Here is a 26,490-nt window from a genome sequence, read left to right on the forward strand (position 1 = left end):
TTGATGCGGCCTCAGGTGTGCGCGCCGAGGTCGTCCAGAGGCCGCACACTGCGCGCATATCGCCTCGGCGCCATACCGGCCCAACGGTGAAACGCCCGCGCGAATGCTTTCTCCGATGTATACCCGACGTTCTCCGCAATCTCGATCAGCGTGCGTCTGCCGCGCGTCAGCTCACCGCTCGCGAGATACATCCGGTACGCGGTCAGATGACCGATGGGTGTATCGCCGACCAGCTCGGTGAAGCGCGCGCTGAATCGCGAACGCGACATGCCCGCCGCCGCCGCGAGTCCCGCGACACTCCAGTCGCGACGCGGCTCGCGGTGAATCAGCGCCACCGCGCGGCCAATCTGCGGATCGGCGAGACCGCGCAGCCAGCCGGAATTGTCCGCGGTCGATTGCAAATGCGCGCGCAATAGCTGCACGAACAGCACATCCGCGAGCCGTGATGCGGCGATCGCCCAGCCGGGCTGGCACGTCATCGATTCCTGAATGAAGCTTTGCAGCGTGCTGACCAGCCACGGCGCGACGGCGGGGTCATTGGCGCGCACGTGGATCAGTGTCTGCAATACCGAGAACAGCGGACTGCGCATGATGTCGCGATACACGACGATGCCGGTGTAAAGCTCGCTGGTTTCGCCGCCGCCACCCGCCGTAAATTCGAGCGGCGTGTCGAAACGCGGGTGAATGCCTTTGTCGGCCATCAGCGAATCGAAAGGCACCGGCCGCACATCGAGCGACGACGCCATGATGTGCTCATGCCCGTGCGGCAACAACACGAAATCGCCGGGTTTGACATACACCGGCGGCTCGCCTGCCACGATGAGATAAAAGGGACTGCCGGTACACATCCGAAATGACGCACCGGATACAGCGGGCTTGCGGATCGCCCACGGCGCGCTCAACGTGAAGCGCCCGGTCACGACAGCGTCCGCCCGCAGATCGGCCAGAATATCGCTCAGAAGATCTGTTGCCATTGTGAGTCTCCGTGGATCTTCCTGTCGTGGTGCCGGTCCTGACTGAGTGCATTCAGAAGACGCGCGCCGCCGATGCTAGAAGCGCTGCTGGATGCCCGCCATCACACCGAGCTGGTTTTCTCCGGTGCCGACCGACCCACCCGCCGCCACCGCCGCCGCACCGCGCGAACTGTTGGACATGTAGCCGACCGACGTATAAACCATCGTACGTTTGGACAACAGGTAATTCGCGCGCGCGACGAACAGCGTCGAGTCCGACGTCTCGCGCAACAGATAGCGCAACGCCTGTGCATCGAATGATAGCGCCGGCGTTGCGTGGTACGTGGCGCCGAGAAAATAGATGTCGGACTGGCTATGCACGGCCGCCGACGTATTGCGGCGAATCCAGCCGCCGCCAACTTTTGCTGAGCCGAACGTGGCGTAACCATCGACGATCGTCCGGGTGTCGGTGTAAGCCGGGTTCGACAGCGGCGCGGATGCGCCCGTGCCGCCGCGCATCACATCGTACGAAGCGGCGACGCCGAATTGCGACGCGTCGTACGCAAGCATCATCGTGTATTGACGGCACGCGACGAAATCACCGGCGACGTTGCCGCCACAATTTGTCGCGGATGGTCCCGCCGGGCCCGCTGCGTCGCGTCCGGTGCTGTACGTGCCGCCTACCGTGAAGCCGCTGAACTTGCCCATGTAGCCGGCGGCGTTGTCGCTGCGCGCGTTGGGCAGATAGCTGTCGAAGCTCGCCATCGAGTGAATCGACGGCCCGATCACGTCGGCGTTCGTCAGCACGTACATCGACATGTTCATCTGACGGCCGAGTGTCAGCGAGCCATACGGAGAACTCACGCCGACATTCGCCTGGCGGCCGAACAGGCGTCCGCCGTAATTCAGCGCGCCGCTATTCATCGCGAAGCCGTTTTCCAGTACGAAGAATGTCTTGTAGCCACCGCCGAGATCTTCGATGCCGCGCAGCCCGAAGCGCGACGGCACTTCGCCGGTCAACGTGGGCATGCCGACGAGCGAGCCGCCTCCTGCCGCGTTGTTGTAGTACTGCACGCCCGTATCGACAATCCCGTACAGCGTCACGCTGCTTTGCGCGTGAGCGTAGCCGGTTGCGAGCACGGAGACTGCTGCCATCAATGAAGCGGAAAAAGCCGTTCTTGTCACCTTCATGTTTCACCAAACCTTTGCGCAGCAATGCTTATCATTGTGGGTTTGGAGGCAATCGACGCCGATCGACCTCCCCAAAGCGCGGTGCAAGAAGAAGCTGCGTTCCTTTGATGCACATCGCGCATCGCTCGCCGGTCTTTCTGCACATCATGGCAAGCAGATGCGAAGATTCTTGGTGACGCAAAAATATGCGCCAAGGACCTTGGCTCCCGGAAAAGTATCCGATCGTCCCGTTTTTGATTCGGCGACGTCAGAACGGCGGGCGACTCACCAAGGGCGAAACAGCGGGTTAGAGACTCGAACGCGACAGCGCATCGGCAGCGGCTTTCACGCTGATCTCGACGGTGTCGCGCAACGATTCATCCGATGAAAAAGCGGTGTTCGGACCCGCGACGCTCAGTGCCGCCAACACGCTCCCCTGGCTGTTCCTGACCGCAGCGGCACAGGAATCGATGCCCGCTTCGAGGCCGGAAAAACTCCATGCGCAGCCGTTTTTTCGAACCGTTTCGAGTGCCTGATCGAGCGCGTTCCAGTCGGGTTTGGCGTTGTCGCTGGAATCGTCGGCGTAGAGCGCGTTGAGTGCCGCCGGTTGCAGATTCGCTAGCATCGCGAGTCCTGGCGTTGCTCGATGCGCGGGAATCCGGCTGCCCACGCGGATCCGGCTCACGAGCGGCGTGTCCGGTGTCTCGCATAGCAGGTAGATGATCTCGGCCCCTTCGAGCACAGCCAGATACGCGGACAACCCCGTCCGTTCGACCAGCCCCGGCAGCACCTGACGCGCGCGCGCCATCAGATCGGACGACCCGAGCGCGCTCGCCGCGAGCGTCAGAAACGACATGCCCAGCCGATGCGATCCACCCTGTGGATTGGCCTCGATCAATTCGGCCGCTTTCAGCGAGTCGAGCAGACGCATGACCGTTACGCGGTTCACGTTGATCTGCCGCGCGACGTCGCTGAGATTCGCGGTCGAACCGCCCTCGGCAATGAAGCGCAGCAGGCGGAACGCGCGTTCCACCGGCGATGCCGAGTTGTCACCAGTCTTCGGATTGTCGGATGGTTCTGTCATCTATACGCGTTCATGTGTTAGCGCGGTTTTGCACGGCTGGTCACGCCAGCGGCACGGACCACGCATCGTAACCGTAGACCCAATCGGCGTTACCGCCGGTCTTGAGCCAGTTGTTGCCGCGCGAACCGATCTGGATTTTCGCCGTGCGTTCCTGACGCGCGCGTTCGTAGTGAGACAACGCGACGCCGAGGCCGTCCGGTGAAACATCGGTCAAAGCACGCGACAGCACGACCGCATCTTCGATCGCCATGCCTGCGCCTTGCGCCATGAACGGCATCATCGGATGGCAGGCGTCGCCGAGCAGCGCCATGCGTTCGCCGGTCCATTTCGGCAGCGGATCGCGAATATACAACGCCGACGCGAGCACCGTGTCGCACGCGGCGAGCAATGCCTTTGCTTCAGGATGAAACGCGGCGTACGCGCTTCTCAGTGCGTCGGGGTCGCCCGGCGCGGTCCACGATTCGTTGGTCCAGTCGCTCTGCGACGTGGTCGCGAAGATGAACACGTCGCGACCACGGTTCAGCGGGAACGTGACGATCTGCAGATCGTCGGTCGGCCCCCACCATTTGACGAACGCGCCGAGATCGCCGCCGCTCAGCCGTTCCGCCGGCACCACCGCGCGATACGACACGATGCCGGTGAACTGCGGACGCTCGTCGCCGAACAGGAATTTGCGCACGCCGGAGTGGATGCCGTCCGCGCCGAGCAGCAGGTCGAACGCGTTCGTCGAGCCGTCGGCGAGCGTAACGGTCGCGCTGTCTTTGGTCTGGTCGAACGAGACGGTGCGCTTGCCGAGTTGAAGCTCGCCGGGCTGAAGCGAGTGCTCAAGCGCCGTCATCACGTCCGCGCGATGCATCGTCAATTGCGGCGCGCCGTATTTGCGCTCCGCTTCGTCCGACATCGCGAGACGCGAGGTCTCCTCGCCGGTGTCCCACATCCGGCTGATGCGCGCGTTGGGCCGCGCCGCCGTCTCGCGCAATTGCGCGCCGACGCCGAGCCCGTCGAGCGCGCGGACCGCATTCGGCGTCAGGTTGATATCCGCCCCGACGCGCCCGAAGCGCTCCGCCTGCTCGAACACGGTGACCCGATGCCCCGCCTTGCGCAAAGCGATTGCCGCCGCCAGCCCGCCAATCCCGCCACCGATGATTCCGATCTTCAGCATGTCTTTTCTCACTTTGTGTCACGTCAGCGCGCTCTATCTGTTCATTTTTGAACATATAGAACATAAATGAACATGCATTCTGGGCAAGATTATTTTTGACGGCAAGCAGAAAAAAACCAGGAAAAACCCGCCCCATCGGGCGAACGAAGCGCAGCAGCGCGTGAGACGAACGGCAACCTTTTTGGATTTTGAGGAGGTTGTGCGAACCAGGGGCGTCGCCAAGAATTTGCTCATCGCTGGCAGTGCGCGACTACGGCGCCGCCAGGTTTTCAACCTTCGAGGACACAAAACATGTTGAGTCACGAAAAGAACAAGCTGCTGACCGAAGTGGGTCCGGGCACACCGATGGGCGACTATCTGCGCCGCTACTGGCACCCGGTCGCGGGAGTCAGCGAATTCGACCAGAAATCCGTACGGCCGATTCGCCTGTTCGGCGAGGACCTCGTGCTGTTCAAGGATCTGGGCGGCAAATTCGGCCTGGTGCAACGGCGTTGCCCGCATCGCAATGCGGACCTCGCGTTCGGCTTCGTCGAACAATGTGGTCTGCGTTGCGCGTATCACGGCTGGGAGTTCGATGCGAAAGGCCAGTGCACGCATCAGCCGTATGAAGAGATTGTCGATGTCGACGCACGGCTTCGTCAGAAGACGAAGATCACCGCGTATGAAGTGCGCGCGAAGGCCGGCATGATCTGGGCGTATATGGGTCCCGCGCCCGCACCGGAATTGCCGGATTGGGAGCCCTTCAACTATACGAACGGCTTCGCGCAGGTCGTGATGGCGGAGATTCCGTGCAACTGGTTTCAATGCCAGGAAAACTCGATCGATCCGATCCACTTCGAGTGGACGCATAACAACTGGACCGAGCGTCAGCAGGACAGTCACTCCGAACATGTGCCGACGCACCTGAGCACGAAGTACGAGGAGTTCGACTACGGCTTCGTCTACAAGCGTCTGCGCGCGCATGAAACCGAACAGAACCCGATGTGGACCACCGGACGCGTGACGTTGTGGCCGAATGCGTTTTATCTCGGACACCACTTCGAATGGCGCGTGCCTATTGACGATGAAAACACGCTGAGTCTGCTGTGGGTATTCAACAAGGTGCCGAAGGAACAGGAGCCGTACGTGCAGGAGAAGATTCCCTCCTGGTACGGACCCATACGCGATGAAAACGGCGACTGGATCACGAGCCACGTCGCGAATCAGGACTTCGCTGCATGGGTCGGCCAGGGTGCCATTACCGATCGCACGAAAGAGACACTCGGTGCGAGCGATCGCGGCATCGTGATGCTGCGTCGACGCTTCTTCGAAGAACTCGAAGCCGTCGCGGAAGGCAAGACGCCGAAGGGTTTGATCACGGATAGCGCGGCGAATCACAACGTCTTTCTGCCGTCGGCATGTCGCGACGAAATGCTCGGCGGCATGACGCGTGAGGCGTTATCGGCGCATCCGCTGCTCGGTGCGTATCTGCGCGATTTCATCGGGCAATACGGACAGCCCGACCATGTTCGCGACGCGTATGAAGCGGCGATTGGGCAGAAGGTGAACCGCGCGCGGTTCTTCTCCGTACACGGTGCGCGTCAGAAAGAAGAAGCCGAGTCGACCTGACGGCGTGTCGAAGCAATCTATCGAGAGTCTGAACATATGGACGAGCAAACAGCCGGCGGCACGACAGCGCGAACCGCGAGCCTCAGCGCGCGGATTCGCACGATACGTCACGAAGCAGAGCGGGTTCTCAGTATCGAACTCGTGCCGGTAAATGGAGACGTATTACCGCCGTTCGCGCCAGGCGCGCATATCGACCTGCATCTGTCGAATGGCATCACGCGCAGTTATTCGCTGGTCAATTCGCCGGATGACACCGGCCGCTATGTGATCGGCGTGCTGAACGACGAGAAGAGCCGCGGCGGTTCACGCTACGTGCACGAGCAATTGCGCTGCGGGTCGATCGTCGCGATCGGCCAGCCGCGCAACAACTTCGCGCTCGATGAAAACGCTGCGTCGACTGTCTTGATCGCGGGCGGCATCGGCATCACGCCGATGCTGTGCATGTACCGTCGCCTGCGTGAAGCCGGGCGTGACGTGCGGCTGGTGTATTGCTCACGCAGCCGGAAACAGGCTGCGTTTCTCGATGAACTGTCCGCGCTCGGCGGCGACATCCAGTTGCATTTCGACGACGAACACGATGGTCGGCCATTCGATCTCACCGCCTTCCTCGCGCAGCAAAACGAGAACGTTCACGCGTACTGCTGCGGTCCGAACGCGATGTTGAACGGCTTCGAAACGGCGTGCGCAGCGGCCGGTATCGGCAACGTTCATATCGAGCGCTTTGCCGCGAGCGTACCCGTCGCCGACGTACCGCAAACCGGCTTCACCGTCGAACTCGCCCGCAGCGGCCGAACGCTCGACGTGCCCGCAGGCAAACCGCTGCTGGACGCTCTGCTGGAAGCGAATGTCGACGTCGACTATAGCTGTCGCGAAGGGTTATGCGGCGCCTGTGAAACGCGCGTGCTGGGCGGCTGCCCCGAGCATCGCGATTCAGTGCTGACGCAATCCGAACGAAACGCAGGCAACGTGATGATGATTTGCGTATCCGGCGCGAAGAGCGGAACGCTGGTCCTCGATCTCGCATGAGCTTCATCTAAAGCTGCGCACCTCCCCGCAATTCCCCCCTTTGAGGACATGATGGAACTCTCGAGTACGGTTAAAGAGTACGACGCGGAAATTAGCGCGCGCACCGGCGATCACCACGACGCGGCGGCAATCTCGGCGCGCATCGAACGGCTGCCGTTCACGCGCTGGCATGCGCGGGTATTGGGGGTCGTCGGCTTTGTTCACATGACCGACGCCTTCGACGCGTTGACCATCGCCTTTGTTCTGCCGGTATTGATCGGCCTGTGGCATCTGAGCCCGGCCAATGCGGGCTGGCTGGTCGCGGGCGGCTACGTCGGCCAGTTCATCGGCGCGCTGGCCTTCAGCGCGGCGGCTGAGCGCTTTGGCCGGTTGCGCGTGTTGCGCTGGCTGCTGGTGATTCTCGCGTTGGGCAGCCTCGCGTCCGCGTTCGCACCGAGCTACGCGGTGTTCATCGCGCTGCGCTTCTTTCAGGGGATCGGACTCGGCGGCGAGTCACCGGTGTCGGCGACCTACATGAACGAACTGTGCCCTGCGAAGCTGCGCGGCAGGCTGATCTTCATCCTTCAATCGACGTTCGCGGTCGGCAATCTGATCGCCGCCGTGGCCGCGATGTGGCTGATTCCCGCGTACGGCTGGCAAGTGATGTTTCTGGTCGGGGCGTTCCCCATCGTGCTCGCCGCGATTCTGCCGCGCGCCGCGCCGGAGTCGCCGCGCTGGCTCGCCATCAACGGACGCACTGACGAAGCACGCCGGATTGTCGAACGAATCGAGCAATCGATGCCCCCAGCCGAGTATGCAAAGCTGGGTGCGCTGAAGATGGTGGAATCGAAGGCAACCGAAAAGAAGCAATCGTTTCGCGCGCTATTCACGCGCGGGTTCGCGAGCCGGACGATGGTGGTCTGGGTGCTCGCCTGCTGTGCGAGCCTGACGACCTACGGCATTCTGGTGTGGCTGCCGTCGCTGTACCGCACGGTCTATCACCTGCCGCTGGACGTCGCGTTGCGCTACGGAATGGTCAGCATGATCGCGACGCTGATCGGCACGATCATCGGTATCTTCGTGATCGACTATCTCGGTCGCAAGAAAACTTTTTCGATCGCGTTTCTCGGCGCGGCGGTTCCGATGCTTTACCTCGCGTTCAGCGGCACGCGTGTGCCTGCCGAACAGGTGCTGGTGCTCGCGTCGATCAGCGTGGCGATGATCGCGATCGTGCAATGCGGCGTCTATGTCTACGCGCCCGAGGTGTATCCGACGCGAATTCGCGCGAGCGGCGCCGGGGCTGCATCGGCGATTACGCGGCTGGCGTCGGTGGTGGGTCCGGTGATTATCGGTGCGCTGCTGACGTATCTGAACGTCGAGGCGGTGTTCGGCTACTTCGGCATCGTGTCGCTGTTCGGCGCCGTCGTGATGGGTGCGTTTGCGCTGGAGACTGGCGGCCGGACGCTCGACGAGATCGCCAGCTAACAACGTGAAAGCGTGACAGCGGCCACGACGCTTTCAGACGGTCGTGGCCGCTGACGTCATTGCGCCCCGATGCCGACTTCCGGGCTATTCGTGCCGGGCGCTTCTGGCAACGTGGAAGTCGCCAACGAAGCACTCGCGGCAAGCTCCCTGATTCGCTGCGCGACTTCGCGATCGAGCGGCGTATAGACGATCATGCCGAGATCCGGCCGGCCATCGACGGAAAAAGCCGAGTACTCCAGTTCGATCAGCCCGAGCTTCGGATGCGTCAGGCGCTTCACGCCGTCTCCATCTTCGTGACTGTGCACTTCGTTGTCGCGCCAAAGCGCGTCGAACTCCGGGCTGATCCGGCTCAGTTCGTCCACCAGTTCACCGGCTTCCGACATCAGACCCGCCCGCGCCACATCCGCCCTGAACGCACCCACCACGAAACGGGCGACGGTTTCCCAGTCGTGCTGCTTTGCACGCACGCGAGGATTGCGGAACAGGAACTGCAAAATATTGCGCTGATCGGGCGGCAACGCGCCGTAGTCGGTCAGCACGACCGCCGCCGCGCGATTCCACGCGACCACATCCCAGGTCGGCGTCTTGATGATCGCCGGGCTGGCGTCGAGCGAATCGAGCAGACGCTGCATGCGCGGATTGACGCCTTCGGCCGATTTGTAGCGCACCTCCGGCGGCCGCCCCAGCCCGAGCATGAACAGGTGTTCGCGCTCCGCGTCGGTCAGCATCAGCGCGCTGCAAATCCGCTCCAGCACTTCCGCCGATGGCGCGCCGCCGCGTCCCTGTTCGAGCCACGTGTACCAGGTCGGGCTGATATGCGCGCGCTGCGCAACCTCCTCCCGGCGCAAACCCGGCGTGCGGCGGCGCCCGGAAAAGCCGAAGCTCGCCGGATCGAGGCGCGTGCGGCGGCTTTTCAGAAAATCTCCCAGCGATCGGGGGGTGTTCACCGACATGATGAGCCTGTTAGTCGTTTTACTATGATGAGGTCACTACTTTAACGGGATAACAAATGGCCGGATAGTGAACCTGTCATGACCAAGGAGGCTTCATCATGCGAATTTTTGTTACCGGCGCGACCGGTTTTGTCGGTTCCGCAATTGTTCCCGAGTTGCTCAAGGCCGGTCATCAGGTGATCGGCATGACGCGTTCCGACGCGGGCGCACAGGCGCTTGTCGACGCGGGCGCCGAAGTGCATCGGGGCACGCTGGAGGACGTGGAGAGCCTGCGCAGCGGCGCGGCGAAAGCGGATGGCGAGATCCACACGGCGTTCGATCACGATTTCTCCCGATTCGTCGAGAACTGCGAGAAGGACAGGCGTGCCATCGCGGCGCTCGGCTCCGCGCTCGCGGGCTCCGACCGTCCGCTGATCATCACGTCGGGGACTGGCATGGGCCTCGGCAAGCACGGCGAGCCGGCCACCGAAGACGTGTTCAATATCGATCATCCGAATCCGCGTATCGCGTCGGAACTGGCGGGGAATGAACTGCTGGACGCCGGGCTCAACGTGTCGGTCGTGCGGCTGCCGCAAGTCCACAATCCGTTCCGGCAGGGCCTCATCACGCCGCTGATCGGCATGATTCGAGAAAAGGGTGTCGCCGCTTATGTCGGCGATGGCCGCAACCGCTGGGCGGCGGGTCATTTGTCCGATGTCGCGCGTCTATACCGGCTCGCCCTGGAAGCCGGCGAGCGCGGCGCGCGCTATCACGCGGTCGGCGAGGAAGGTGTCAGCAGCCGGGAAATCGCCGAGGCGCTGGGCCGTGGCTTGAAACTGCCAGTCGTTTCGATCGCGCCCGAGGAAGCCGCCGCCCATTTCGGCTGGATGGCGATGTTCGTCGGACTGGACATGCCCGCTTCCAGCGCGTGGACGCAGGCGCGGCTGGACTGGCATCCCTCGGGCCCGACGCTGATCGCCGATCTCGACGAAGCGCGTTACGACGCCTGATCGTTCAACGCGACGCACGGCAACCTGATAAATCGGGCGTCGGATCCTGCTGCGATCCGACGCCCGATCTGCGTAAGACCGCCGAGGATCGCCGCCCCGGATCGCAGCCCCGCATGGCAACCCCGACCATGGCAAACTGCCACTAGCCGAATCAAAGTGGACCTTTAAAAGGACCTTGCCGATGGCCACCCTCACCTTCGAAACGGTGCGAAAACTCGGGCTAAGTCTGCCGGGTGTCACCGACGGCACCGCGTACGGAGCGCCCGCGCTCAAGTTCGATCGCAAAATCCTCGCGTGTGTGCCGACCAACAAATCGGCGGAGCCGGATTGCATCGTCGTGCGTATCGATTTCGATCATCGCGCGCGGCTGCTGGAGCAGCACCCCGAGACTTACTACATCACCGGGCACTATGAGCGTTATCCGTCCGTGCTCGTGCGTCTGTCGGCCATCACGCAGGCCGGGTTGAGTGAACTGTTGACGCAGGCTTGCGCGGCTGTTTCCGCGCCGCGCGCCTCGCAGGCGGTCAAATCCCGTCACAGCAAAGGAATGTAGATATCCGTTTGCCACTGATCCTGCGGCGTGTCCTGGGACACGCTCAGGTAGTGGAAGAACAACGGATGATCCCTTAGCTCCTCTCCACTCGACGGAAGCCAGTCGCGGTAGATCGGATAGATCGTCTCGCCGACATGGTCGGTCGATCCCGTATGCCGAACTACCGCGCATCGGCCAGCCGGAATAACGACCTCGCGCACGCCATAGACATTCGGCGCAACCGCTTCGTCAATTTCTCCGCAGATATCGAAGCGAAATTCATCTTCAGGCGTCGTATCCGGGTTGTTGTGCGGGATGCCGAAGGTCCTGCTCGACGGCAGCGGCGATTGCCCGCTCTGCTTGCGCCAGTCGATGAATTTCCGCACGCTCTCGTTGACGAGCCCAGCGGCTCCACGGTGTTCGAGCGCGGCCACCCGCGTTTCCGAAAAATCGATGATTCGCACTTGCATGGTCAGTTTCCTTGAAAGATAGGGGACAACGAAAGTCGCACTCCAGACCTGCCATTTCGGCTGCCGCCGGAAGCCGCTCGGCGTCGTGCCGAACGCGCGTCTGAACGCCCGGCTGAACGATTCGGGGCTGTCGAACCCCGCATCGAACGCGGCATCGAGTACCGTGCAGGGCGGCTGCGATGCCAGCCGGCGAGCGGCTCCTCGCAGGCGCATCAGTTGCACATAACGTGCGACGGGCACGCCCACATACGCGGCAAACTGCCGGTGAAAATGGAACTTCGAGAAGTTCGCTATACGGCCGAGTGCATCCACCGACAGGTCGCCGTCGAGGTTCGCATCGATATAGGCGAGGACGGCTTCGAAGCGTTTGGCGTAGGCAGTGGTGGCGTCGGTATGAGCTTGCATGGTCTGGATCGTGCGATTTCCGTTATGGTCCCGCATCGCGCGGACATCGTGCCTAGCCGCGCTTGCTCGATCGGCCCGGTGGTGATCCGGGCACGAATCATGTTAAGCAAGGTAAATAAAAGTAAGCAGAGTTTGCCGCCGGGCCTCGGCCCGACATACTTTACGACTGGCGCGAATTCAGCCGGGAGGCAATTGCATCATGAAGTCCCCACGGGCAGTAGCGGGAATCGATATTGGCGGAAGCAGCAAGGGAAATAACCTCGTTATCCTGCGTGGCGCCGAAATCCTCTGCAACGTCCGCAAGGAAACGCCTGAGCAGATGCTCGAAAAATGCATGCAGTTCGACGTAGCGGCAGTGGGAATCGATGCGCCTTGTCGATGGCGAACCGGCGAGGCCGGAAGGCAAGCCGAGAGAGCGCTCGCGCAGCTGGGAATTTCTCTGTTTGCGACGCCGACCCGCGAACTCGCTCTCGCCAGCAAAAGCGGTTTCTACGGATGGATGTTCAACGGCGAGCGCATCTACGACGTGTTCGCCCCGCACTTTCCGCTTTACACGAATGCAGCGAAACCTATCGACCGTGTGTGCTTCGAAACGTTTCCTCACGCGATAACCTGCGCGCTTCTGAAGAACGAAGCGGTATCGGCGAAGCAGAAGCGAACGCAGCGGCGGCAAGTTCTCGAAGAGGCTGGCATTCAGACGATATCGCTAAAGTCTATCGACGAGGTGGATGCGGCGCTTTGCGCGCTGACCGCGAATCTGTTGCTTGAAGGAAGCGTCGTGGCCCACGGCGACGAGTCGGGGGGATTCATCGTGGTCCCCGCGCAGCACAATCTGGCATTGGCGAACCAGTCATAGCAATCACATACCAGGAGTACAGGTGCATTTACGACACTATCTGATTTTGCTGCTCTCGATCGCAGCGTTCGGGTCGACCTCCGCAATGGCGAGCGATCTTCAATGTGCGTCGACCCAGCAACCGGCTGAGCGTGTCATCTGTGACCACGCCATTCTGAACAACGAATACGACGATATCTTCGCGCAGCAACAAGCGTTGTTGAACGCCGGAAGGATATCCGCGGCACAGATCGCGCAGTGGCGGCAATCGCGTAATGCCTGCACGGACGTGCATTGCATCGACGTGGCATTCGCCCAGTGGACGGCGATGACGCGGTCCGTCACCGCCACGCCGCAAGCTGCGCAGGCTCCGGCGATTGCGTCGTCGACCGACTCGGCGCCAGTCGGACCCGCACCAGATGCGGTGCCGTCCGTTGCCCCTCAAGTTGCAGTGGCGACGTCGGAGGCCTCGCTCGTTCACCAGGGCAGTGCCGCCGGGGTCGCGCTCCCGCAACCGGTTGCGCCACAGGCGTCGTCGGCTGCGGCAGCGCCAGCTGCGTCCGCGCCAGTGGACTCCCGTGGCATGACCGGCATGAGCATCGGCCTGATCGTCGCGTTGCTTCTGGTGGCCGGATTCGGCATTCTCTTCGTGCGTCGGCAGCGAAATGGCCGCGGCAAAAGCGGGCGCTGATCGAAACGCAACAAAAATCGCGAACGGCGCGCGGCACATGTCGATTTTCTGGATCGTCGTCCGTCGTAGTGGTAGAGGCGGCGATTGCCTCTCGACACCACCCGACACCGAACGTTTTCTCAGGAGAAATTCAAATGCGCGTCATGGTCATCATCAAGGCGACACCCGAATCCGAAGCCGGGCAGATGCCGAGCATGGAACTCATCGCGGCGATGGGCAAGTTCAACGAAGAACTGGTCAGCGCCGGCATCATGCAAAGCGGCGACGGGCTGAAGCCAAGCTCGCAAGGGGTGCGGGTGAGGTTTTCCGGCAAGGACCGAACCGTTCACGACGGCCCGTTTGCGGAAACCAAGGAGTTGATTGCCGGATTCTGGATCTGGCAGGTTCAATCGATGGATGAAGCGATCGACTGGGTGCGCCGCTGCCCGAATCCGATGATGAGCGATTCGGACGTCGAAATTCGACCGTTTTATGAAGCGGCGGATTTCGGCGAAGCTTTTACACCGGAGCTTCAGGAACAGGAGAAGCGGTTGCGGCAGCAAATCGACGCGCAGAATCGCTGATCACATTTTGCTTATTGCGACGCAGCGTTCGCTGCGTCGCAATACTTTCATCGTGCTGTGTGTTTTTGCACGACGTTATATCCCAGCTTATCGGACTGCCTGGATTTCATCCGCGAGTTGCTTCATTTGCGGGGTCTTTTCGTACTTCGCCCACACCGGCTGCATCGCCTTCACGAAAGCAGGACGGTCGATTTGCGCTGCGGTGACGATCGTCGCGCCGCCATTCGTGACCGTCTTCGCCGCATCGTTTTCGCGCGCGGTCCACAGCTTCTGGTAGTACGGCACCGAATCGGCCGCCGCCTTCTTGATGATCTGCTGCTCCTGCGGCGACAGCGTGTCCCATACCTTCTTCGAGAACACCAGCACTTCCGGCGTCATCGAGTGCTGCGTTTCCGAATAGACCTTTGCGACTTCGAAGTGCTTGCCTTCGTCATACGTGGGCAGATTGTTCTCCGCGGCGTCCACCAGCCCCGTCTTCAGACCCGTGTAGACCTCGGCGGTGGGCATCGGCGTCGGCGTGCCGCCCATCGCCCTGATTTCGTCGACCATCAGGTCCGAAGGCTGAACGCGCACTTTCAGGCCTTTCATGTCGGCGGGCGAATGAATCGCTTTTTTCGCGTACATCGAACGCGCGCCGCTCTCGTAGAACGTCAGCGCAATCATGCCCTTCGCCTGGAACGCGTCGAGAATCTTCTGGCCTTCCGGGCCGTACATGACCTTGCGGAAATGATCGATGTCGCGGAACAGGAACGGCAGCGACGGAATCATCGATTCGGGAACGATCTCGTTGAACGCCGCGCCGTTAGCGCGGGTCATGTCGAGCGCGCCGATGCGTACCTGGTCGATCGTGTCGTTTTCCGAACCCAATGCGCTATTGCCGAAGACCTTCACCGAATCCTTGCCGCCAGTCGCCTTGTTGATCTCTTCGCCCATGAACTTCACGGCCATATTGGTCGGATAGGTATCGCCATGCACATCGGCGACGCGGAACGTCCGCGCGTGCGCCGAGACTGCGCTAAACGCCAGCAACGAGGCCGCGATAATTGTCGGAAGATGGGCAGAGGCAAATTTCTTTTTCATCGTGATTTCTTCAAAAATAGCGCGTCTGATGGATTGCGGCGGTGCTTTCCAGCGTGCGGGCCGTGTTTAATCGCCGCGAGTGCGTTAATGGATTGACCTAACCGCTGCGTGCGCAAATAGCCAACACGTTGTATGACAACGTACAAATTGTATTAAGCTCGATGTAAGTTGTATATACGGTGTTTACCCGTGAAAGAGGGGCAATCCAGATGAGTTCGCAGGGAGAATCTGGCGATTATTCTCCATGCTGTCGGCAACAAAGTGCTGACGCGCTCGCGTGAAGATCGTCTACGCGTGTGAGAGAGATTCGAGCGGGATAAGCGGCAAGAAAACCTGCTTATGTTGTACGACGAGCGAAGTCTCCTCAATCATTCTTTTCATGCTCCGACTCCCCTGATTATCGTTACATCTCCGATCAGGGAATCTTCTGAACCCACTGACTCCGCCAATCCGGCGCCTCGAACGGCTCCGAGAAATATTGCGTCTCGTGAACGACTTTGCCGTTGCGAAACTCCATGACGCTGATCGTGAAGGCCGCGCGCCCGTTATAGGTAATGGTGTATTCGGTGACCCACAGATGACCCTCGCCCTGAATTCGCCGGACCCCGAATCCCGACGGTTTGCCCGGATGATGACCACGCAACGCCTGCAAATTAATTCGCCCCACGATTCGCTCACCCGATTGCGGATAGTCACTAATGACATCGTCATCGTAGATATCGTGTTCCGCTTCGAGGTCGCCGGCCGCCGACGCCTGCCAATGCGCAATTAGCGCGTCGCGTATGTTCTCTTCGTGCATGGAATGTCTCCATATAACCGGTCACATCGATCTACTGCGTACGTCGCGGAATAAATCCGGGACTACCGGTTTTGACGACTTCGTTATACCTCTGCCGCGTCTCGATTCGATTGATCTCGTCGAACGCTTCTGCCGGAAGCGCGGAGATATCGAAGTTCTCTCGCGAGCGAGCGGCTGTTTTCGGCGTGGTGAGCAAAGCTCCGCCACGCTGAATGGCCCACGCGAGCAGAACTTGTGCGGGCGTTCTGCCAAGTTGCGCGGCAATTCGCAAGATGACGGGGTCTTCGAGCGGCCCTGGTCTGATTCCGTGACCCAAAGGCGCGAAGGCCAAAAATGCAATTCCGTTCTCTTTGCAGAACTCCAGCAACTCCGTTTCCGGAAGATAAGGATGCGCTTCGACCTGCACGACGGCCGGCTTGATTCGCGCCGATTCGTATAACGGCTGCAATTCCTTCAGCCCAATATCGGAGAGCCCTATGGCACCGCACTTTCCGTTGTCGACGAGAGATTCCATCGCTTGCCAGGTCTCCAGCAAAGTCACGCCTTCGTCGTAGATGACCTGGCCGTTTTCATCGCGCGGGTCCTGCTCGTCGCCGGGTTGAAATGCGAACGGCGTGTGAATCAAATAGAGATCGAGATAGTCGAGGCCAAACCTTTCGAGACTTGCATGGAAAGCAGGCCCGACACGCTCCGGCCGATGATTGGAGTTCCACAATTTCGTCGTCACGAAGATGTCTTCGCGCGCAATTCCTTCGGCAGCAAGTTCTACGCGAAGAGCCTCCCCTACTTCGCGCTCGTTGCGATATCGCTCGGCGCAATCGAAGTGGCGATAGCCTGCTTTCAGCGCATCTCGCGTTGCGCTGACGGTCGTGGCGGCATCGGCGATCAGCGTGCCGAATCCGAGCGCGGGCATACGGCCGCGTCCGTGTTCAAGCACGATCTCTTTGCTCCGGAAATCGGCAGACTCATTCATGGAGACACCCCGGCACTATTTCGTGCGTTGGAGTAAAAGACGGAAGCGCGGAACTGTAAGGGTGGCGAAAGGCCCTTCTTTTCAGCACGCAGCGAGCGGGAGATGCGGAAGTTTGCAGTGTCGAATCAGGCGTCGAAAGGGCCTGGTCGTCGATCAAGTGTAGCAAATGAATGACGGGGCGGTAGCGTGCATTCTTCGGTAATTCCGCGATATTCGAGGCGCTCGCTCCCTGTACGTTTGAGGCTTGCTTCGCGCTCCATTTACTTCCAGGAAAGCGATTCGAGTCGATTGCGAAACTTGCGATGCATCGATTGCGATTAACTACTTGCCGCGCAAAAAGCGGATCGGGGCAACATGGCACACTCAAGCTGATTCCGATTGCAAAAAATAAAACGCTAAAAGAAAACGTGTGGCGCTTCGCAGTTCGTCGCCTGCAAGTCCCGCCAGCAACCCGCACAAGTGAGGGAATACCCTCCCACCATCTGGCTTGAACGTCTTCAAAGCCGTGTGCTACATTCGAAATTGTTACCGGTAACTTAATTCGGCAAATCAAAGATCCAGTTCGTCCACCCGCTGATGAAAGTGGACCAGGCCGATCAGACCGCACTCCCCGATTCCCCCAAGAAAACCCCTTCTCTAATGAGCATTGTTCAAAACCCAGTTCTGCGCGGCTTCAATCCTGACCCCTGTATATGTCGCGGTAACGACGCGTGGTACATCGCCGTATCGACGTTCGAATGGTATCCAGGCGTTCTTATTTATGAATCGAAAGACTTCGTCAACTGGGAGCTGAAGGCCACGCCACTGGACCGTCTTTCGCAGTTGAACCTCATTGGGGAACAACCTTCCGGCGGCATCTGGGCGCCCGCGCTGTCGTATCACGATGGTCTCTACTGGCTCGTCTACACCGACACGAAGGCATGGAAAGGCGAACAGAAGATTTCGCCGCTGCGCGACATGCACAACTATCTCGTGACAGCCCCGGACATTACCGGCCCGTGGTCGGAGCCAGTACATCTCGTGTCAGGCGGATACGACCCGTCGCTATTCCACGACGAAACGGGCAAGAAGTGGCTGGCATATATTCGCCGCGATTTCAGGGGCATCCACGCAGATCCTTTCGCGGGCATCATTCTGCGCGAATACTCGGTCGAGGAGAAAAGGCTGGTTGGCGAAGAGCGCGTTATCTATAAAGGCGCGAATCTGAGAACCGATTACTTCATGAAGTGCCAGATCTACGAAGCGCCGCATTTAATGAAGAAAGGTGACTGGTACTACCTCATCACGGCAGAAGGTGGGACGGGCTACACCCATGCGACCTGCGTATCGAGATCGCGCGATATTTTTGGGCCTTACGAGTTTCATCCGGAAACGCCGATGCTGACTTCGCGCGATGCAAGCGGACGAATCCAGCGCACCGGCCACGGCAATCTGGTCGAAGGTCCGCAAGGACAGTGGTATATGACGTACCTCGGTTCCCGGCCAATTGATCCGCAGACGAAACGTTCACCATTGGGCCGCGAGACCTGTCTTGCGTCGATTGAATGGCGAAACGACTGGCCCTGTCTCAGCGACGCAGGTGTGATTCCACCGGAGTCATTCTCCGTGCATTCCGATGTGAAGCAAAACCTCGATAGCAGTTGGCATGTCGATTTCAGCCACTGCTCCACGCTGCCTCTCGAACTGCAAAGTCTGCGAGTACCGAAGGACGACGCATGGTGCAATCTGAAAGAGCGCCCCGGCTTTCTTCGAATACGCGGCCAGGAGTCGCCGACGTCGCGTTTCCATCAAAGCCTGTTGGCGTGCCGCGTGCGTGACTGGCAATTCGAAGTCGAAACGACGCTGGAGTTCTCGCCGGGTTCGTATCTGCACATGGCCGGACTCATGGCGCGATACGACGAGAACACGTTCTACTACCTGTTCATCACTTGCGACGACGACGGCACGAAGATCCTCTCATACATGGAAATGGACGCGGGCAGTTTTGCCTATGAAAACCGTCTCGCTGTACTGCCGGAAGGCGGCGAGACCAGCCTGCGGGTCCGCGTGGAGAACACAAAACTGCGCTTCTCCTATCGTTCGAACGACGGCGCCTGGGTAGACGTCGGTCTGGAAAAGGATTTCACTAAACTGAGCGATGAATACGCGACCCCGATTGGTTTCACAGGGGCTTTCGTAGGGATCACGGTCAACGACATGCTCGGCTTCCGCGAGCCGGCCGACTTCAAACTTTTCTCTTATCACCCGTTGCCTGCGTAAAGCGAAACCCTCGCAAGTTAATGATAAAGCGGTGAACCTTGCATCAGCGGCCTGGTGCCGATCTGCGAGGTTATGCCCAGAACCTTTGCATCCCCGGTGATCGCCAACGGCCCATTGCAGGCTTCGCTTTTTATTCGGCGATCACGCATTAGCGTTCTAAAAAAAAAGGAGACGAAGTGACATACAAAATCCGCGGTCTGAGATGGTGGATCATCGGCACCATCATGCTTGCGTCATGCCTGAATTTCCTGACGAGAAGCACGCTTGCGGTCACTGCTCCAACGCTCACCACGCAGTTGCATCTAACCGCGCAGCAGTACTCGTATGTGCTGAGCGCCTTTACGATCACAAACGCACTACAGCCGATCACCGGTTATGTCATCGATGTCATTGGGCTGAAGGTCGGCTTTGCGCTGTTCTGCGTCGCGTGGTCGGTCATCACCATGTCTCATGGCCTGGTCCACTCCTGGCAAGGCCTGGCGGTGGCACGAGGGCTCATGGGATTGCCCGAGGGCGCCGTCCATCCGGCGGGGATGAAGGCCACGTCGCAATGGTTTCCCGCGAAGGAACGAGGTCTCGCGGGCGGCATCTACAACATCGGTGCGTCGTTGGGTTCGATGCTCGCGCCGCCGCTCGTCGTCTGGGCAACGCTGTTCTATAACTGGCAGTTCGCGTTCGTGTTCACGGGCGGGCTCGGCTTTATATGGCTGGCTCTCTGGCTGTGGCTCTATGACTCGCCGGAGAAACACCGCGCCATTTCATCGCGCGAGAAGGAATACATACTTTCCGGTCAGGAAAAGCATTTGCAGGCGAGCGCTGCGCGACCGTCCATTTATTCGATCATCCGGCAACGCAATTTCTGGGGTATCGCCTTGCCGCGATTTCTCGCTGACCCAACGTGGATCACGCTCAGCTTCTGGCTGCCGCTTTATCTGAGTACCGTGCGACATATGGATCTCAAGCAAATTGCCTTGTTTGCATGGCTACCATTTCTCGCGGCAGATATCGGCAGCGTCTTCGGTGGAGCGCTCGTCGGAGCACTGCTTAAATATACGAAGATGAGCGTGGTCAACGCCCGACGATGTGCGTTTACCTTCGGTGCCTTGATGATGTTGCCCGTACCGCTCGTCGGCTTTGTTGCGCATCCTTTGACGGCGATTGCACTGCTATGTTTGGGCGGCTTTGCTCATCAGACGTTATCGGTGACGGTTATCACCATGTCGAGTGACCTGTTCCGCAAAAACGAGGTTGCGACTGTGACGGGATGCGTGGGGACCATTAGCGCTATTGGTCAATTCTGCTTTACGTTGATCGTCGGAGCGGTGGTTGGCCACGTTGGATACACACCGATTTTCATTCTTCTGGCGGTATTCGATCTGATCGGCGCGGCTGTGCTATGGACGTTCGTTCGCGTCAAGCTCGACGCGATCATTCCGACCGCTCATGTGGCGGAAACGTGTCCGACGCTGCTGGAACAGTAGGCGTGGTTTTCCCGTGAAAGCCGAGTGAAATAGCGATCGCCTTGCACGAGGATTGAAACTGGCTTTGCAAAAGGAAGAACAATAGCAAACGCACAAAAAAATAGCGGGATGGTTTGACTGGCACGTCCATCCCGCTCCTCATCACGAAGCATTCAGTGGAATCAACCGTGGCTTTGTCAGACTATAGGCAATCTGCGTAAACAAGGAATTCAGACTATTGGTTCCACCAGCGGCATTCGAACACGTATCGGAATAGAAATACGACGAGTTCGTCGCGATGGCGGCCATCGTATTGCAGGCGGTGAGTTTGTCGTTACCATCGCCACAACCCGGCGCCGACGCTGCCTCGCCACCGAGATAAGCAACGGTATAGATCAAGGTTCCCGTATTGCTCTTGACGGCAGAAGCCGCGTTGATAGCCGCCTGGCACTCACTTCCATAGGTGCTGCTGTACGTGCTGCCCAGTTGAGCGATCGAAGACTCCGCTATTCCGTCGCTCAGCAGAATGATCACGTTCTGTCCGGGCGGGTTTTCCGTCGATGCAGTTGCGGCCAGCGATGTTTGCGCCGCCGTAATCGCCTGAGCGTAAAACGTGCCGAGGCCGCCCGGCGCCGGCAACCCGGAGCAACTCCCGCCACCCAGCGCCTGAACGATCGCGGAGCTGGTATTCGCCTGCATGTTGGAGCCGAGATAGCCCGTGCTCGCGGATGCGATCTGGTAACTGGCACCCGTAGCCGAATAACTGCTGGCGATGGTGGCCGCCTTGCCCGAGCACGAGAAGTTATAGGTCGACGAGGTTTGCGGCGGAAACGCCATCAATCCGACCTTGTCGCCGGCATTGGTCAAGCCGGTCAGCAATTGCAGCGCGCCAGCCTGCGCGCACTGCAGTCTTGTCTGCGCGACGCCTTTTGAATTCTTGCAATTGCTGTCGGTGGTGGTACTCATCGATTTCGTGGTGTCGAGAATGATCATCACGTTATAGAGAGCGGGTTCGGAACCGCCCCCCGCGGCGGCCTGCGAGGTGGCGCTGATCGTCTGCGATTTCAAGCCCAACGCCTTGGCGAAAAACATCGGCACAGTCGCCTGTTGCGTCACCTTAATGCCGTTGTATCCCGATACCGCCTGTTTGTACGGCAACGTCACGCTGGACAACGTCAGCCCGGTGATCGTCGCGGTCGCTGCGTTGACGCCGCCTGGAATGGTGTTGCCCTGCCCCGCCGTGAACGCCTGTGCGTTAGTGACGACCGTCGTCCACGGTTGCGTCCAGAGGTCGACGGCTCCTGCCAGCGCGGCGGCATCCGTCGCGCTCTGCAAGCGTTTTTGGCTATAAGCCAGATAACCGTAATCGACGGCAAGCGCGGCAAAACCCAACAGAACAACCATCGATAAAGCCACCACCACGGTGACGGCGCCCCGTTGCTTCGCCGGCGTAGCACGACACTTCAGATTTCTTCTCATGATGCACGCCTCCCAAACTGTCGAACCGGTTGGTCTATTGCACGCGCTCGACTGCCGTCGCGACGAGCGCCGATGGCATCATCGAATAGAGACCGGACAAAGAGCCCTTGAATAAAGGCGAAAAATTGCTATACGTAACCGTCACGACCGCGTTCGCAACGGCGGCTCCGCTTGCGGCACTCGTCAGATCGGCGGCGCACGCTGCATCGCTCGTGCAGTTGCCGCCATTGACCGACGCCGTGATCGACAGGTTGCTGCTGTTCAACACCGCCGCCGACGTTTGCACCTGGGCCTGCGTACCGGTATAGGGATTCGTCGTGCCGCGCTGCGCAGCGAAATAGCGAGCGCCCGCCGATGCGGCATTCGAGACCATCACGTAGTTGCTGAGCATCCAGCCGAATTGCGCGAGCCCCAGCACGATCAGCAGAAGCACAGGGAGCGTGATGGCAAGCTCGACGGCAGCGATGCCCTTCTGTTTCTGTAACGTCATGATCGGCTCCTGCTCACGTAAACGCAGCAGTGTTCGACATCAACGGCGCATTGCCGACGAATGTGCAGGTCGATATTCATTGCACGATCTCGGACATATTCGCGCTCAGGCTGGTCGGCATGATCGACTTGAGGTTGAATAAAGTGCCGCTGAAAATGGGCGAAAACGAGTATCCGAGCGATATCTTCGCCTGTGTTCCAGCGGTCGGCGCAACGGTCGATGTTCCTAACGCGGCCGCGCAAGTGCTGTCGCTCGAACAGGTGCTGCCGCCCACGCTCATCGTGATGGTCAGCGCGCTTGTCAACGAGGCCGTGGAACTCAGGATTGCCTGTTGCGTATCGGTATAGGGCTTGGCGTAGCCGCGCTCCGAGGCCAGCAAGCGTGCACCAAGCGAGGCCGCATTCGTCAACGTCAGATAGTTGTTCACCAGCCAGCCGAATTGCACCGTGCCGAACAGCAACGCAAGCAGGATGGGGAGCACAAGAGCGAACTCCACCGCCGCTCCGCCGTGCTGATTTTTCCGTTTCATTGGCCCCTCCCCGTGCGTCGATGAGTACGTCAGTCAATTGTCCAGTGAGCGTTTATTTCGTTACTCCGACAGCGCGCAAAAGCACCGTCCTCAAAACGAGACGACGCCCATACTCGGAAACACTTCACGGACGATATGAATCATCGCCGGCCCCAGCAACACCGCGAGTAGCGCCGGGAAAATGCAGAAAATAAGCGGGAACAGCAGTTTCACCGCGATTTTGGCGGCCTTCTCTTCCGCGCGCATACGCCGCCGTGTACGCAGCGTGTCGGACAACACTCTCAGCGACGCCCCCACGCTCGTGCCGAAACGCTCCGCCTGAACCAGCATCGCGCTAAACGAATCGATATCTTCCACGCCTGTGCGAAGCGAAAAATTGCGCAACGCTTTTTCCTTCGAGAACCCCGAACGCATTTCCAGCAGCATCAGTTCAAGCTCGCTTGCCACCACCGGACTGCTCAGTCTGATTTCATCGCTCACTCGCATCAGCGATGCATCCAGGCCCAGACCGGATTCGACGCAAACCGTCATCAGATCGAGCGCATCGGGAAAGTCTTCGACCAGAACCCGCTTGCGCCACGCAATGCGCCGGGTCAGCACGATGTTCGGCAGATAAAAACCCAGCGCGCCCACAATCGTCAGGATCACCAGGCGTTCATTGGTCGTTGCATCGATCGATGCGCCGAGCAGCCAGAGCAACCCCAGCATCGGCAACACGACGGCCAGCGCGGTCTTGGCGGCGAAGTAGACCGGCGCAGCGCTGGGCGATCGCCAGCCCGCGTTCATCAGATGCAGCCGCAGCGCGGATTTCTCCCAGCCGTCTTTCGGAAGGGACAATCTGGATAGCGGCTGTGAAATCTCCGCGAGCCTTTCAAACCAGGGAATATCCGGCGACTCCAGTGTCTCGCCGCCTCCTGCCGCAACCTGCGCGCCGCCCGCCTGCTCGATCCGCCGACGCAGGTCGCGTGGCGCGAAAAAGTGCATCACGCCGAATGCGGCGGCGAACACAACGGCGAAGACCGCAGCGAGCAGCAGCATCTGCGTCACGTTGAGCGTTTGCATGACCTCTCCTCGATTAAATTCGTGCGCATGATTCCGCGCGGCGTCCCTACACCCGGATCCTGACGATGTGCCGCATCCAGAGCATCCCGAACACCATCGACGTAAAGACGACCCCAACCATCCTGATCCCCACCGGGTCTTCCCACAGCACGTCCATAAAGCCCGGATTGACCAGCATCAACAGGACCGCCGTGACGAACGGCAGCAGGCTCAGCACCCAGGCCGACATCCTGCCTTCGGCAGAGAGAACGCGAACCTTGTCGAACAGCCTTGCCCGTTCGCGGATCAGCGCGGCAATGCTGTCGAGCACTTCGGAAAGATTGCCGCCCGTCTCGCGCTGGATCAGCACGGCGATCACGAAGTAGCGCAAATCGCGAATCGGCACGCGTGTCGCGAGATTCGTCAACGCTTCGCTGATCGACACGCCGTAATTGATTTCATCGAACGTAATGCGGAATTCGCCGCTCATCGGCTCCGGGAACTCGGTGCTCACCATGTCGATCGCACCAGTAAATGCGTGCCCCGAGCGCAATGCGCGGGCCAGCATGTCGCAGACATCCGGCAGTTGCCGTTCGAGTTGGCGGATGCGCCTGTTGCGGTGGCGCTTCACATACAGCACCGGCAGCATCGCGCAGAACGCGGCGGCGCCCGCCGTCAGAACCAGCGGCGCGGCGACCAGGCTGCCCAGCAGCAGCACGAGCGGCGGCATGACCGCACATGTACCGATGAGCCGCGCCACCGTCCACGTCAGTCCCGACTGCTGCAGAAACAGATCGATGGCATGCACGCGCGGCACGCGCAACATGAGGCTTTCCGACCACGACGAACCGGCCAGCATGCGCGTCTTCAGAATCGAGAGGCGCTCCCGGCTGACCTGTCCGCCCGCCGATACCGCGCGAATCCGCGAATCGACGCGGCGTGCGGCCGGTCCATGCCGGCTGTTCCAGTATTCGTAGACGCCTTCCATTGCCAGCGCCACGGCAACGAACAACAAAACGATCGATGCGTAGAAAATCGGCTTCATGCGAGTCTCCTCAGACAGCGGTCCGCCCGCTCACGCGCGAAAGTGCGACCCGTCATGTCGTTTCGAACCGACGGGCCGGATCGTAGATCTGATCCGATGGCGCGACACCGAATGCCTGCAAACGCTCGGCGAACTTCGGCCGCACGCCGGTCGCGCAGAAGTGTCCGCGAACCGTGCCTTTCGAATCGACACCGGAGCGTTTGAAAACGAAGATCTCCTGCATGTTGATCATGTCGCCTTCGAGTCCGGTCAGCTCAGAGATGCTGACGATCTTGCGGCGGCCATCGGTCAGTCTGACGGCCTGCACGACCACCGAGATCGCCGAAGCAATCTGCTGACGCATGGTTTTGGTCGGCAGCGACAGGCCGCCGAGACTGATCATGTTTTCGAGCCGCGTGAGCGCATCGCGCGGCGTATTGGCGTGGATCGTGGACAGCGAGCCTTCGTGGCCGGTGTTCATTGCGTTGAGCATGTCGAGCGCCTCGGCGCCGCGCACTTCGCCGAGAATGATCCGGTCGGGCCGCATCCGCAGCGCGTTGCGCACCAGTGTGCGCTGCGTGATCTCGCCGCGTCCTTCGATGTTCGCCGAGCGCGTCTCCAGCCGCAGCACGTGCGGCTGGCGCAATTGCAGTTCGGCCGCATCTTCGATCGTGACGATGCGTTCGTCGGCGGGAATGAAACCCGAGAGAACGTTGAGCAGTGTGGTCTTGCCGCTGCCCGTGCCGCCCGACACCAGAATGTTGACCTTGGCGCGTGCGAGCGCATCGAGCACTTCTGCCATCGGCGGCGTCAGGCTCTGCAATTCGACGAGGTCGAACACCTCGAGCGGTTTGACCGCGAAGCGGCGGATCGACAGCAGCGGGCCGTCGATCGCGCATGGCCGGATGATCGCGTTCACGCGCGAGCCGTCCGGCAGACGCGCATCGACCATCGGGCTCGATTCGTCGATATGCCGCCCGACGCCGGAGACGATTTTCTCGATCACCTTCATCAGATGCGCGTCGTCGTAGAACGTCACGTCAGTCGCTTCGAGACGCCCGCGCCGTTCGACATAGGTATGTCGGTGCGTATTGACCAGAATGTCCGACACGGTCGGGTCGCGCAACAGGACTTCGAGCGGTCCGAAGCCGAACATCTCGTCGTGTACGTCGACGACGAGTTGCCTGCGTTCGAGATCATTAGCGGGCGCCTTCTGATCTTCGAGAATGCGGCCGATCAGCGCGGCGATTTCCTGCCGGACCTGATCGGCGGGCAGGCGCGACAGACGCTCCAGTTCGACGCGTTCGAGCACGGCCTGATGAACCTCGCGCTTGAGCTTCTGATACGCTGCGCGCATCATGCCCGCACCCGGATCGGCCTGGTCCGGTAAAGCGCCCAACGGCGGGTTGCGTTGCGCGGAAAGCTGTTGACGAAGCGACATGATGATCCCC

General features: G+C 60.3%; 25 protein-coding genes. 10 read left to right on the top strand and 15 right to left on the bottom strand.

The features are described from left to right. Positions 1 to 11: 11 nt before the first annotated feature. The 4 genes from BLS41_RS28025 to BLS41_RS28040 all read right to left on the bottom strand — a co-directional run bounded on the left by BLS41_RS28025 (position 12) and on the right by BLS41_RS28040 (position 4,369). On the bottom strand, positions 12 to 974 hold the full coding sequence (locus tag BLS41_RS28025; protein WP_074770693.1) for an AraC family transcriptional regulator: 963 nt from the start codon (positions 972 to 974) through the stop codon (positions 12 to 14). Between the two features lie 75 nt (positions 975 to 1,049). Then, on the bottom strand, positions 1,050 to 2,144 hold the full coding sequence (locus BLS41_RS28030) for a porin (protein WP_074770695.1): 1,095 nt from the start codon (positions 2,142 to 2,144) through the stop codon (positions 1,050 to 1,052). 286 nt (positions 2,145 to 2,430) lie between these two features. After that, positions 2,431 to 3,207 carry an IclR family transcriptional regulator gene (locus BLS41_RS28035; protein ID WP_074770697.1) on the bottom strand — a complete coding sequence of 259 codons (777 nt, stop codon included), beginning with the start codon at positions 3,205 to 3,207 and terminating at the stop codon, positions 2,431 to 2,433. Positions 3,208 to 3,247: 40 nt separating this feature from the next. Further along, entirely contained in the window at positions 3,248 to 4,369 is a 1,122-nt protein-coding gene (locus BLS41_RS28040) for an FAD-dependent monooxygenase (protein WP_074770699.1), read from the bottom strand. Positions 4,370 to 4,660: 291 nt separating this feature from the next. Between BLS41_RS28040 and BLS41_RS28045 the strand changes: the two genes are divergently transcribed. The 3 genes from BLS41_RS28045 to BLS41_RS28055 are packed head-to-tail and all read left to right on the top strand — an operon-like array spanning position 4,661 to position 8,467. Then, a complete protein-coding gene (locus BLS41_RS28045; protein WP_074770701.1) occupies positions 4,661 to 5,977 on the top strand; it encodes an aromatic ring-hydroxylating oxygenase subunit alpha in 1,317 nt (438 codons plus the stop codon). Positions 5,978 to 6,013: 36 nt separating this feature from the next. Next, entirely contained in the window at positions 6,014 to 7,003 is a 990-nt protein-coding gene (locus BLS41_RS28050) for a PDR/VanB family oxidoreductase (protein WP_074770703.1), read from the top strand. Between the two features lie 51 nt (positions 7,004 to 7,054). Then, positions 7,055 to 8,467, top strand: coding sequence for an MFS transporter (locus BLS41_RS28055; protein WP_074770705.1), 1,413 nt, complete (start codon positions 7,055 to 7,057; stop codon positions 8,465 to 8,467). A gap of 56 nt (positions 8,468 to 8,523) precedes the next feature. On the opposite strand, the gene BLS41_RS28060 is transcribed toward BLS41_RS28055, so the two are convergent. Then, positions 8,524 to 9,420 (bottom strand): helix-turn-helix transcriptional regulator, encoded by an 897-nt coding sequence (locus BLS41_RS28060; RefSeq protein WP_074770707.1) that lies wholly within the window; start codon positions 9,418 to 9,420, stop codon positions 8,524 to 8,526. A 98-nt stretch (positions 9,421 to 9,518) separates the two neighbouring features. On the opposite strand from BLS41_RS28060, the gene BLS41_RS28065 reads away from it, so the two are divergent. Both BLS41_RS28065 and BLS41_RS28070 read left to right on the top strand, forming a co-directional pair. Next, positions 9,519 to 10,409, top strand: a complete 891-nt coding sequence (locus tag BLS41_RS28065; RefSeq protein WP_074770709.1) for an SDR family oxidoreductase — start codon at positions 9,519 to 9,521, stop codon at positions 10,407 to 10,409. 181 nt (positions 10,410 to 10,590) lie between these two features. Then, the gene (locus tag BLS41_RS28070) at positions 10,591 to 10,962 is read left to right on the top strand and encodes an MmcQ/YjbR family DNA-binding protein (protein ID WP_074770711.1); all 372 of its coding nucleotides are present in this window, start codon (positions 10,591 to 10,593) and stop codon (positions 10,960 to 10,962) included. Here the strand turns inward: BLS41_RS28070 and BLS41_RS28075 are convergent. Then, the gene (locus tag BLS41_RS28075) at positions 10,944 to 11,816 is read right to left on the bottom strand and encodes an AraC family transcriptional regulator (RefSeq protein ID WP_074770713.1); all 873 of its coding nucleotides are present in this window, start codon (positions 11,814 to 11,816) and stop codon (positions 10,944 to 10,946) included. The genes BLS41_RS28070 and BLS41_RS28075 overlap by 19 nt on opposite strands. Before the next feature lie 199 nt (positions 11,817 to 12,015). Here BLS41_RS28075 and BLS41_RS28080 point away from each other — a divergent pair, with 199 nt between their 5' ends. The 3 genes from BLS41_RS28080 (at position 12,016) to BLS41_RS28090 (ending at position 13,905) form a co-directional block, all read left to right on the top strand. After that, a complete protein-coding gene (locus BLS41_RS28080) occupies positions 12,016 to 12,672 on the top strand; it encodes a DUF429 domain-containing protein (RefSeq protein ID WP_074770715.1) in 657 nt (218 codons plus the stop codon). A 22-nt stretch (positions 12,673 to 12,694) separates the two neighbouring features. Next, positions 12,695 to 13,342, top strand: a complete 648-nt coding sequence (locus tag BLS41_RS28085) for a hypothetical protein (protein ID WP_074770722.1) — start codon at positions 12,695 to 12,697, stop codon at positions 13,340 to 13,342. Positions 13,343 to 13,476: 134 nt separating this feature from the next. Then, a complete protein-coding gene (locus BLS41_RS28090) occupies positions 13,477 to 13,905 on the top strand; it encodes a YciI family protein (RefSeq protein ID WP_074770724.1) in 429 nt (142 codons plus the stop codon). Positions 13,906 to 13,992: 87 nt separating this feature from the next. On the opposite strand, the gene BLS41_RS28095 is transcribed toward BLS41_RS28090, so the two are convergent. The 3 genes from BLS41_RS28095 to BLS41_RS28105 form a co-directional block, all read right to left on the bottom strand. Further along, positions 13,993 to 14,985, bottom strand: coding sequence for a TRAP transporter substrate-binding protein (locus BLS41_RS28095; RefSeq protein WP_074770726.1), 993 nt, complete (start codon positions 14,983 to 14,985; stop codon positions 13,993 to 13,995). Positions 14,986 to 15,400: 415 nt separating this feature from the next. Then, positions 15,401 to 15,784 carry a nuclear transport factor 2 family protein gene (locus BLS41_RS28100; RefSeq protein WP_074770728.1) on the bottom strand — a complete coding sequence of 128 codons (384 nt, stop codon included), beginning with the start codon at positions 15,782 to 15,784 and terminating at the stop codon, positions 15,401 to 15,403. A gap of 31 nt (positions 15,785 to 15,815) precedes the next feature. Next, positions 15,816 to 16,757 (bottom strand): aldo/keto reductase, encoded by a 942-nt coding sequence (locus BLS41_RS28105; RefSeq protein WP_074770730.1) that lies wholly within the window; start codon positions 16,755 to 16,757, stop codon positions 15,816 to 15,818. A gap of 576 nt (positions 16,758 to 17,333) precedes the next feature. Between BLS41_RS28105 and BLS41_RS28110 the strand changes: the two genes are divergently transcribed. Then, positions 17,334 to 19,016: a glycoside hydrolase family 43 protein gene (locus tag BLS41_RS28110; RefSeq protein WP_253189781.1), complete on the top strand. Its 1,683-nt coding sequence runs from the start codon at positions 17,334 to 17,336 to the stop codon at positions 19,014 to 19,016. Between the two features lie 224 nt (positions 19,017 to 19,240). Continuing rightward, positions 19,241 to 20,497: an MFS transporter gene (locus BLS41_RS28115; RefSeq protein WP_074771239.1), complete on the top strand. Its 1,257-nt coding sequence runs from the start codon at positions 19,241 to 19,243 to the stop codon at positions 20,495 to 20,497. Between the two features lie 141 nt (positions 20,498 to 20,638). On the opposite strand, the gene BLS41_RS28120 is transcribed toward BLS41_RS28115, so the two are convergent. From BLS41_RS28120 to BLS41_RS28145, 6 genes are all read right to left on the bottom strand, one after another. Beyond that, positions 20,639 to 21,955 carry a pilus assembly protein TadG-related protein gene (locus tag BLS41_RS28120; RefSeq protein WP_083380102.1) on the bottom strand — a complete coding sequence of 439 codons (1,317 nt, stop codon included), beginning with the start codon at positions 21,953 to 21,955 and terminating at the stop codon, positions 20,639 to 20,641. A 34-nt stretch (positions 21,956 to 21,989) separates the two neighbouring features. After that, a complete protein-coding gene (locus BLS41_RS28125) occupies positions 21,990 to 22,445 on the bottom strand; it encodes a TadE/TadG family type IV pilus assembly protein (protein WP_074770736.1) in 456 nt (151 codons plus the stop codon). A gap of 76 nt (positions 22,446 to 22,521) precedes the next feature. Further along, positions 22,522 to 22,974 (bottom strand): TadE/TadG family type IV pilus assembly protein, encoded by a 453-nt coding sequence (locus BLS41_RS28130; protein ID WP_074770738.1) that lies wholly within the window; start codon positions 22,972 to 22,974, stop codon positions 22,522 to 22,524. A 90-nt stretch (positions 22,975 to 23,064) separates the two neighbouring features. Next, on the bottom strand, positions 23,065 to 24,036 hold the full coding sequence (locus tag BLS41_RS28135) for a type II secretion system F family protein (protein ID WP_074770740.1): 972 nt from the start codon (positions 24,034 to 24,036) through the stop codon (positions 23,065 to 23,067). A 46-nt stretch (positions 24,037 to 24,082) separates the two neighbouring features. After that, positions 24,083 to 25,060, bottom strand: a complete 978-nt coding sequence (locus BLS41_RS28140; RefSeq protein ID WP_074770741.1) for a type II secretion system F family protein — start codon at positions 25,058 to 25,060, stop codon at positions 24,083 to 24,085. Between the two features lie 52 nt (positions 25,061 to 25,112). Further along, entirely contained in the window at positions 25,113 to 26,480 is a 1,368-nt protein-coding gene (locus tag BLS41_RS28145; RefSeq protein ID WP_074770742.1) for a TadA family conjugal transfer-associated ATPase, read from the bottom strand. Positions 26,481 to 26,490: the final 10 nt, after the last annotated feature.

This window comes from Paraburkholderia fungorum (assembly GCF_900099835.1).
GTDB lineage: Bacteria > Pseudomonadota > Gammaproteobacteria > Burkholderiales > Burkholderiaceae > Paraburkholderia > Paraburkholderia fungorum_A.

Bases quoted from the DNA above. Each gene is read 5' to 3' on its own strand.
- BLS41_RS28025 (WP_074770693.1), bottom strand. From the start codon at position 974: ATGGCAACAGATCTTCTGAGCGATATTCTGGCCGATCTGCGGGCGGAC.
- BLS41_RS28030 (WP_074770695.1), bottom strand. From the start codon at position 2,144: ATGAAGGTGACAAGAACGGCTTTTTCCGCTTCATTGATGGCAGCAGTC.
- BLS41_RS28035 (WP_074770697.1), bottom strand. From the start codon at position 3,207: ATGACAGAACCATCCGACAATCCGAAGACTGGTGACAACTCGGCATCG.
- BLS41_RS28040 (WP_074770699.1), bottom strand. From the start codon at position 4,369: ATGCTGAAGATCGGAATCATCGGTGGCGGGATTGGCGGGCTGGCGGCG.
- BLS41_RS28045 (WP_074770701.1), top strand. From the start codon at position 4,661: ATGTTGAGTCACGAAAAGAACAAGCTGCTGACCGAAGTGGGTCCGGGC.
- BLS41_RS28050 (WP_074770703.1), top strand. From the start codon at position 6,014: ATGGACGAGCAAACAGCCGGCGGCACGACAGCGCGAACCGCGAGCCTC.
- BLS41_RS28055 (WP_074770705.1), top strand. From the start codon at position 7,055: ATGGAACTCTCGAGTACGGTTAAAGAGTACGACGCGGAAATTAGCGCG.
- BLS41_RS28060 (WP_074770707.1), bottom strand. From the start codon at position 9,420: ATGTCGGTGAACACCCCCCGATCGCTGGGAGATTTTCTGAAAAGCCGC.
- BLS41_RS28065 (WP_074770709.1), top strand. From the start codon at position 9,519: ATGCGAATTTTTGTTACCGGCGCGACCGGTTTTGTCGGTTCCGCAATT.
- BLS41_RS28070 (WP_074770711.1), top strand. From the start codon at position 10,591: ATGGCCACCCTCACCTTCGAAACGGTGCGAAAACTCGGGCTAAGTCTG.
- BLS41_RS28075 (WP_074770713.1), bottom strand. From the start codon at position 11,816: ATGCAAGCTCATACCGACGCCACCACTGCCTACGCCAAACGCTTCGAA.
- BLS41_RS28080 (WP_074770715.1), top strand. From the start codon at position 12,016: ATGAAGTCCCCACGGGCAGTAGCGGGAATCGATATTGGCGGAAGCAGC.
- BLS41_RS28090 (WP_074770724.1), top strand. From the start codon at position 13,477: ATGCGCGTCATGGTCATCATCAAGGCGACACCCGAATCCGAAGCCGGG.
- BLS41_RS28095 (WP_074770726.1), bottom strand. From the start codon at position 14,985: ATGAAAAAGAAATTTGCCTCTGCCCATCTTCCGACAATTATCGCGGCC.
- BLS41_RS28100 (WP_074770728.1), bottom strand. From the start codon at position 15,784: ATGCACGAAGAGAACATACGCGACGCGCTAATTGCGCATTGGCAGGCG.
- BLS41_RS28105 (WP_074770730.1), bottom strand. From the start codon at position 16,757: ATGAATGAGTCTGCCGATTTCCGGAGCAAAGAGATCGTGCTTGAACAC.
- BLS41_RS28110 (WP_253189781.1), top strand. From the start codon at position 17,334: ATGAAAGTGGACCAGGCCGATCAGACCGCACTCCCCGATTCCCCCAAG.
- BLS41_RS28115 (WP_074771239.1), top strand. From the start codon at position 19,241: ATGCTTGCGTCATGCCTGAATTTCCTGACGAGAAGCACGCTTGCGGTC.
- BLS41_RS28120 (WP_083380102.1), bottom strand. From the start codon at position 21,955: ATGAGAAGAAATCTGAAGTGTCGTGCTACGCCGGCGAAGCAACGGGGC.
- BLS41_RS28125 (WP_074770736.1), bottom strand. From the start codon at position 22,445: ATGACGTTACAGAAACAGAAGGGCATCGCTGCCGTCGAGCTTGCCATC.
- BLS41_RS28130 (WP_074770738.1), bottom strand. From the start codon at position 22,974: ATGAAACGGAAAAATCAGCACGGCGGAGCGGCGGTGGAGTTCGCTCTT.
- BLS41_RS28135 (WP_074770740.1), bottom strand. From the start codon at position 24,036: ATGCAAACGCTCAACGTGACGCAGATGCTGCTGCTCGCTGCGGTCTTC.
- BLS41_RS28140 (WP_074770741.1), bottom strand. From the start codon at position 25,060: ATGAAGCCGATTTTCTACGCATCGATCGTTTTGTTGTTCGTTGCCGTG.
- BLS41_RS28145 (WP_074770742.1), bottom strand. From the start codon at position 26,480: ATGTCGCTTCGTCAACAGCTTTCCGCGCAACGCAACCCGCCGTTGGGC.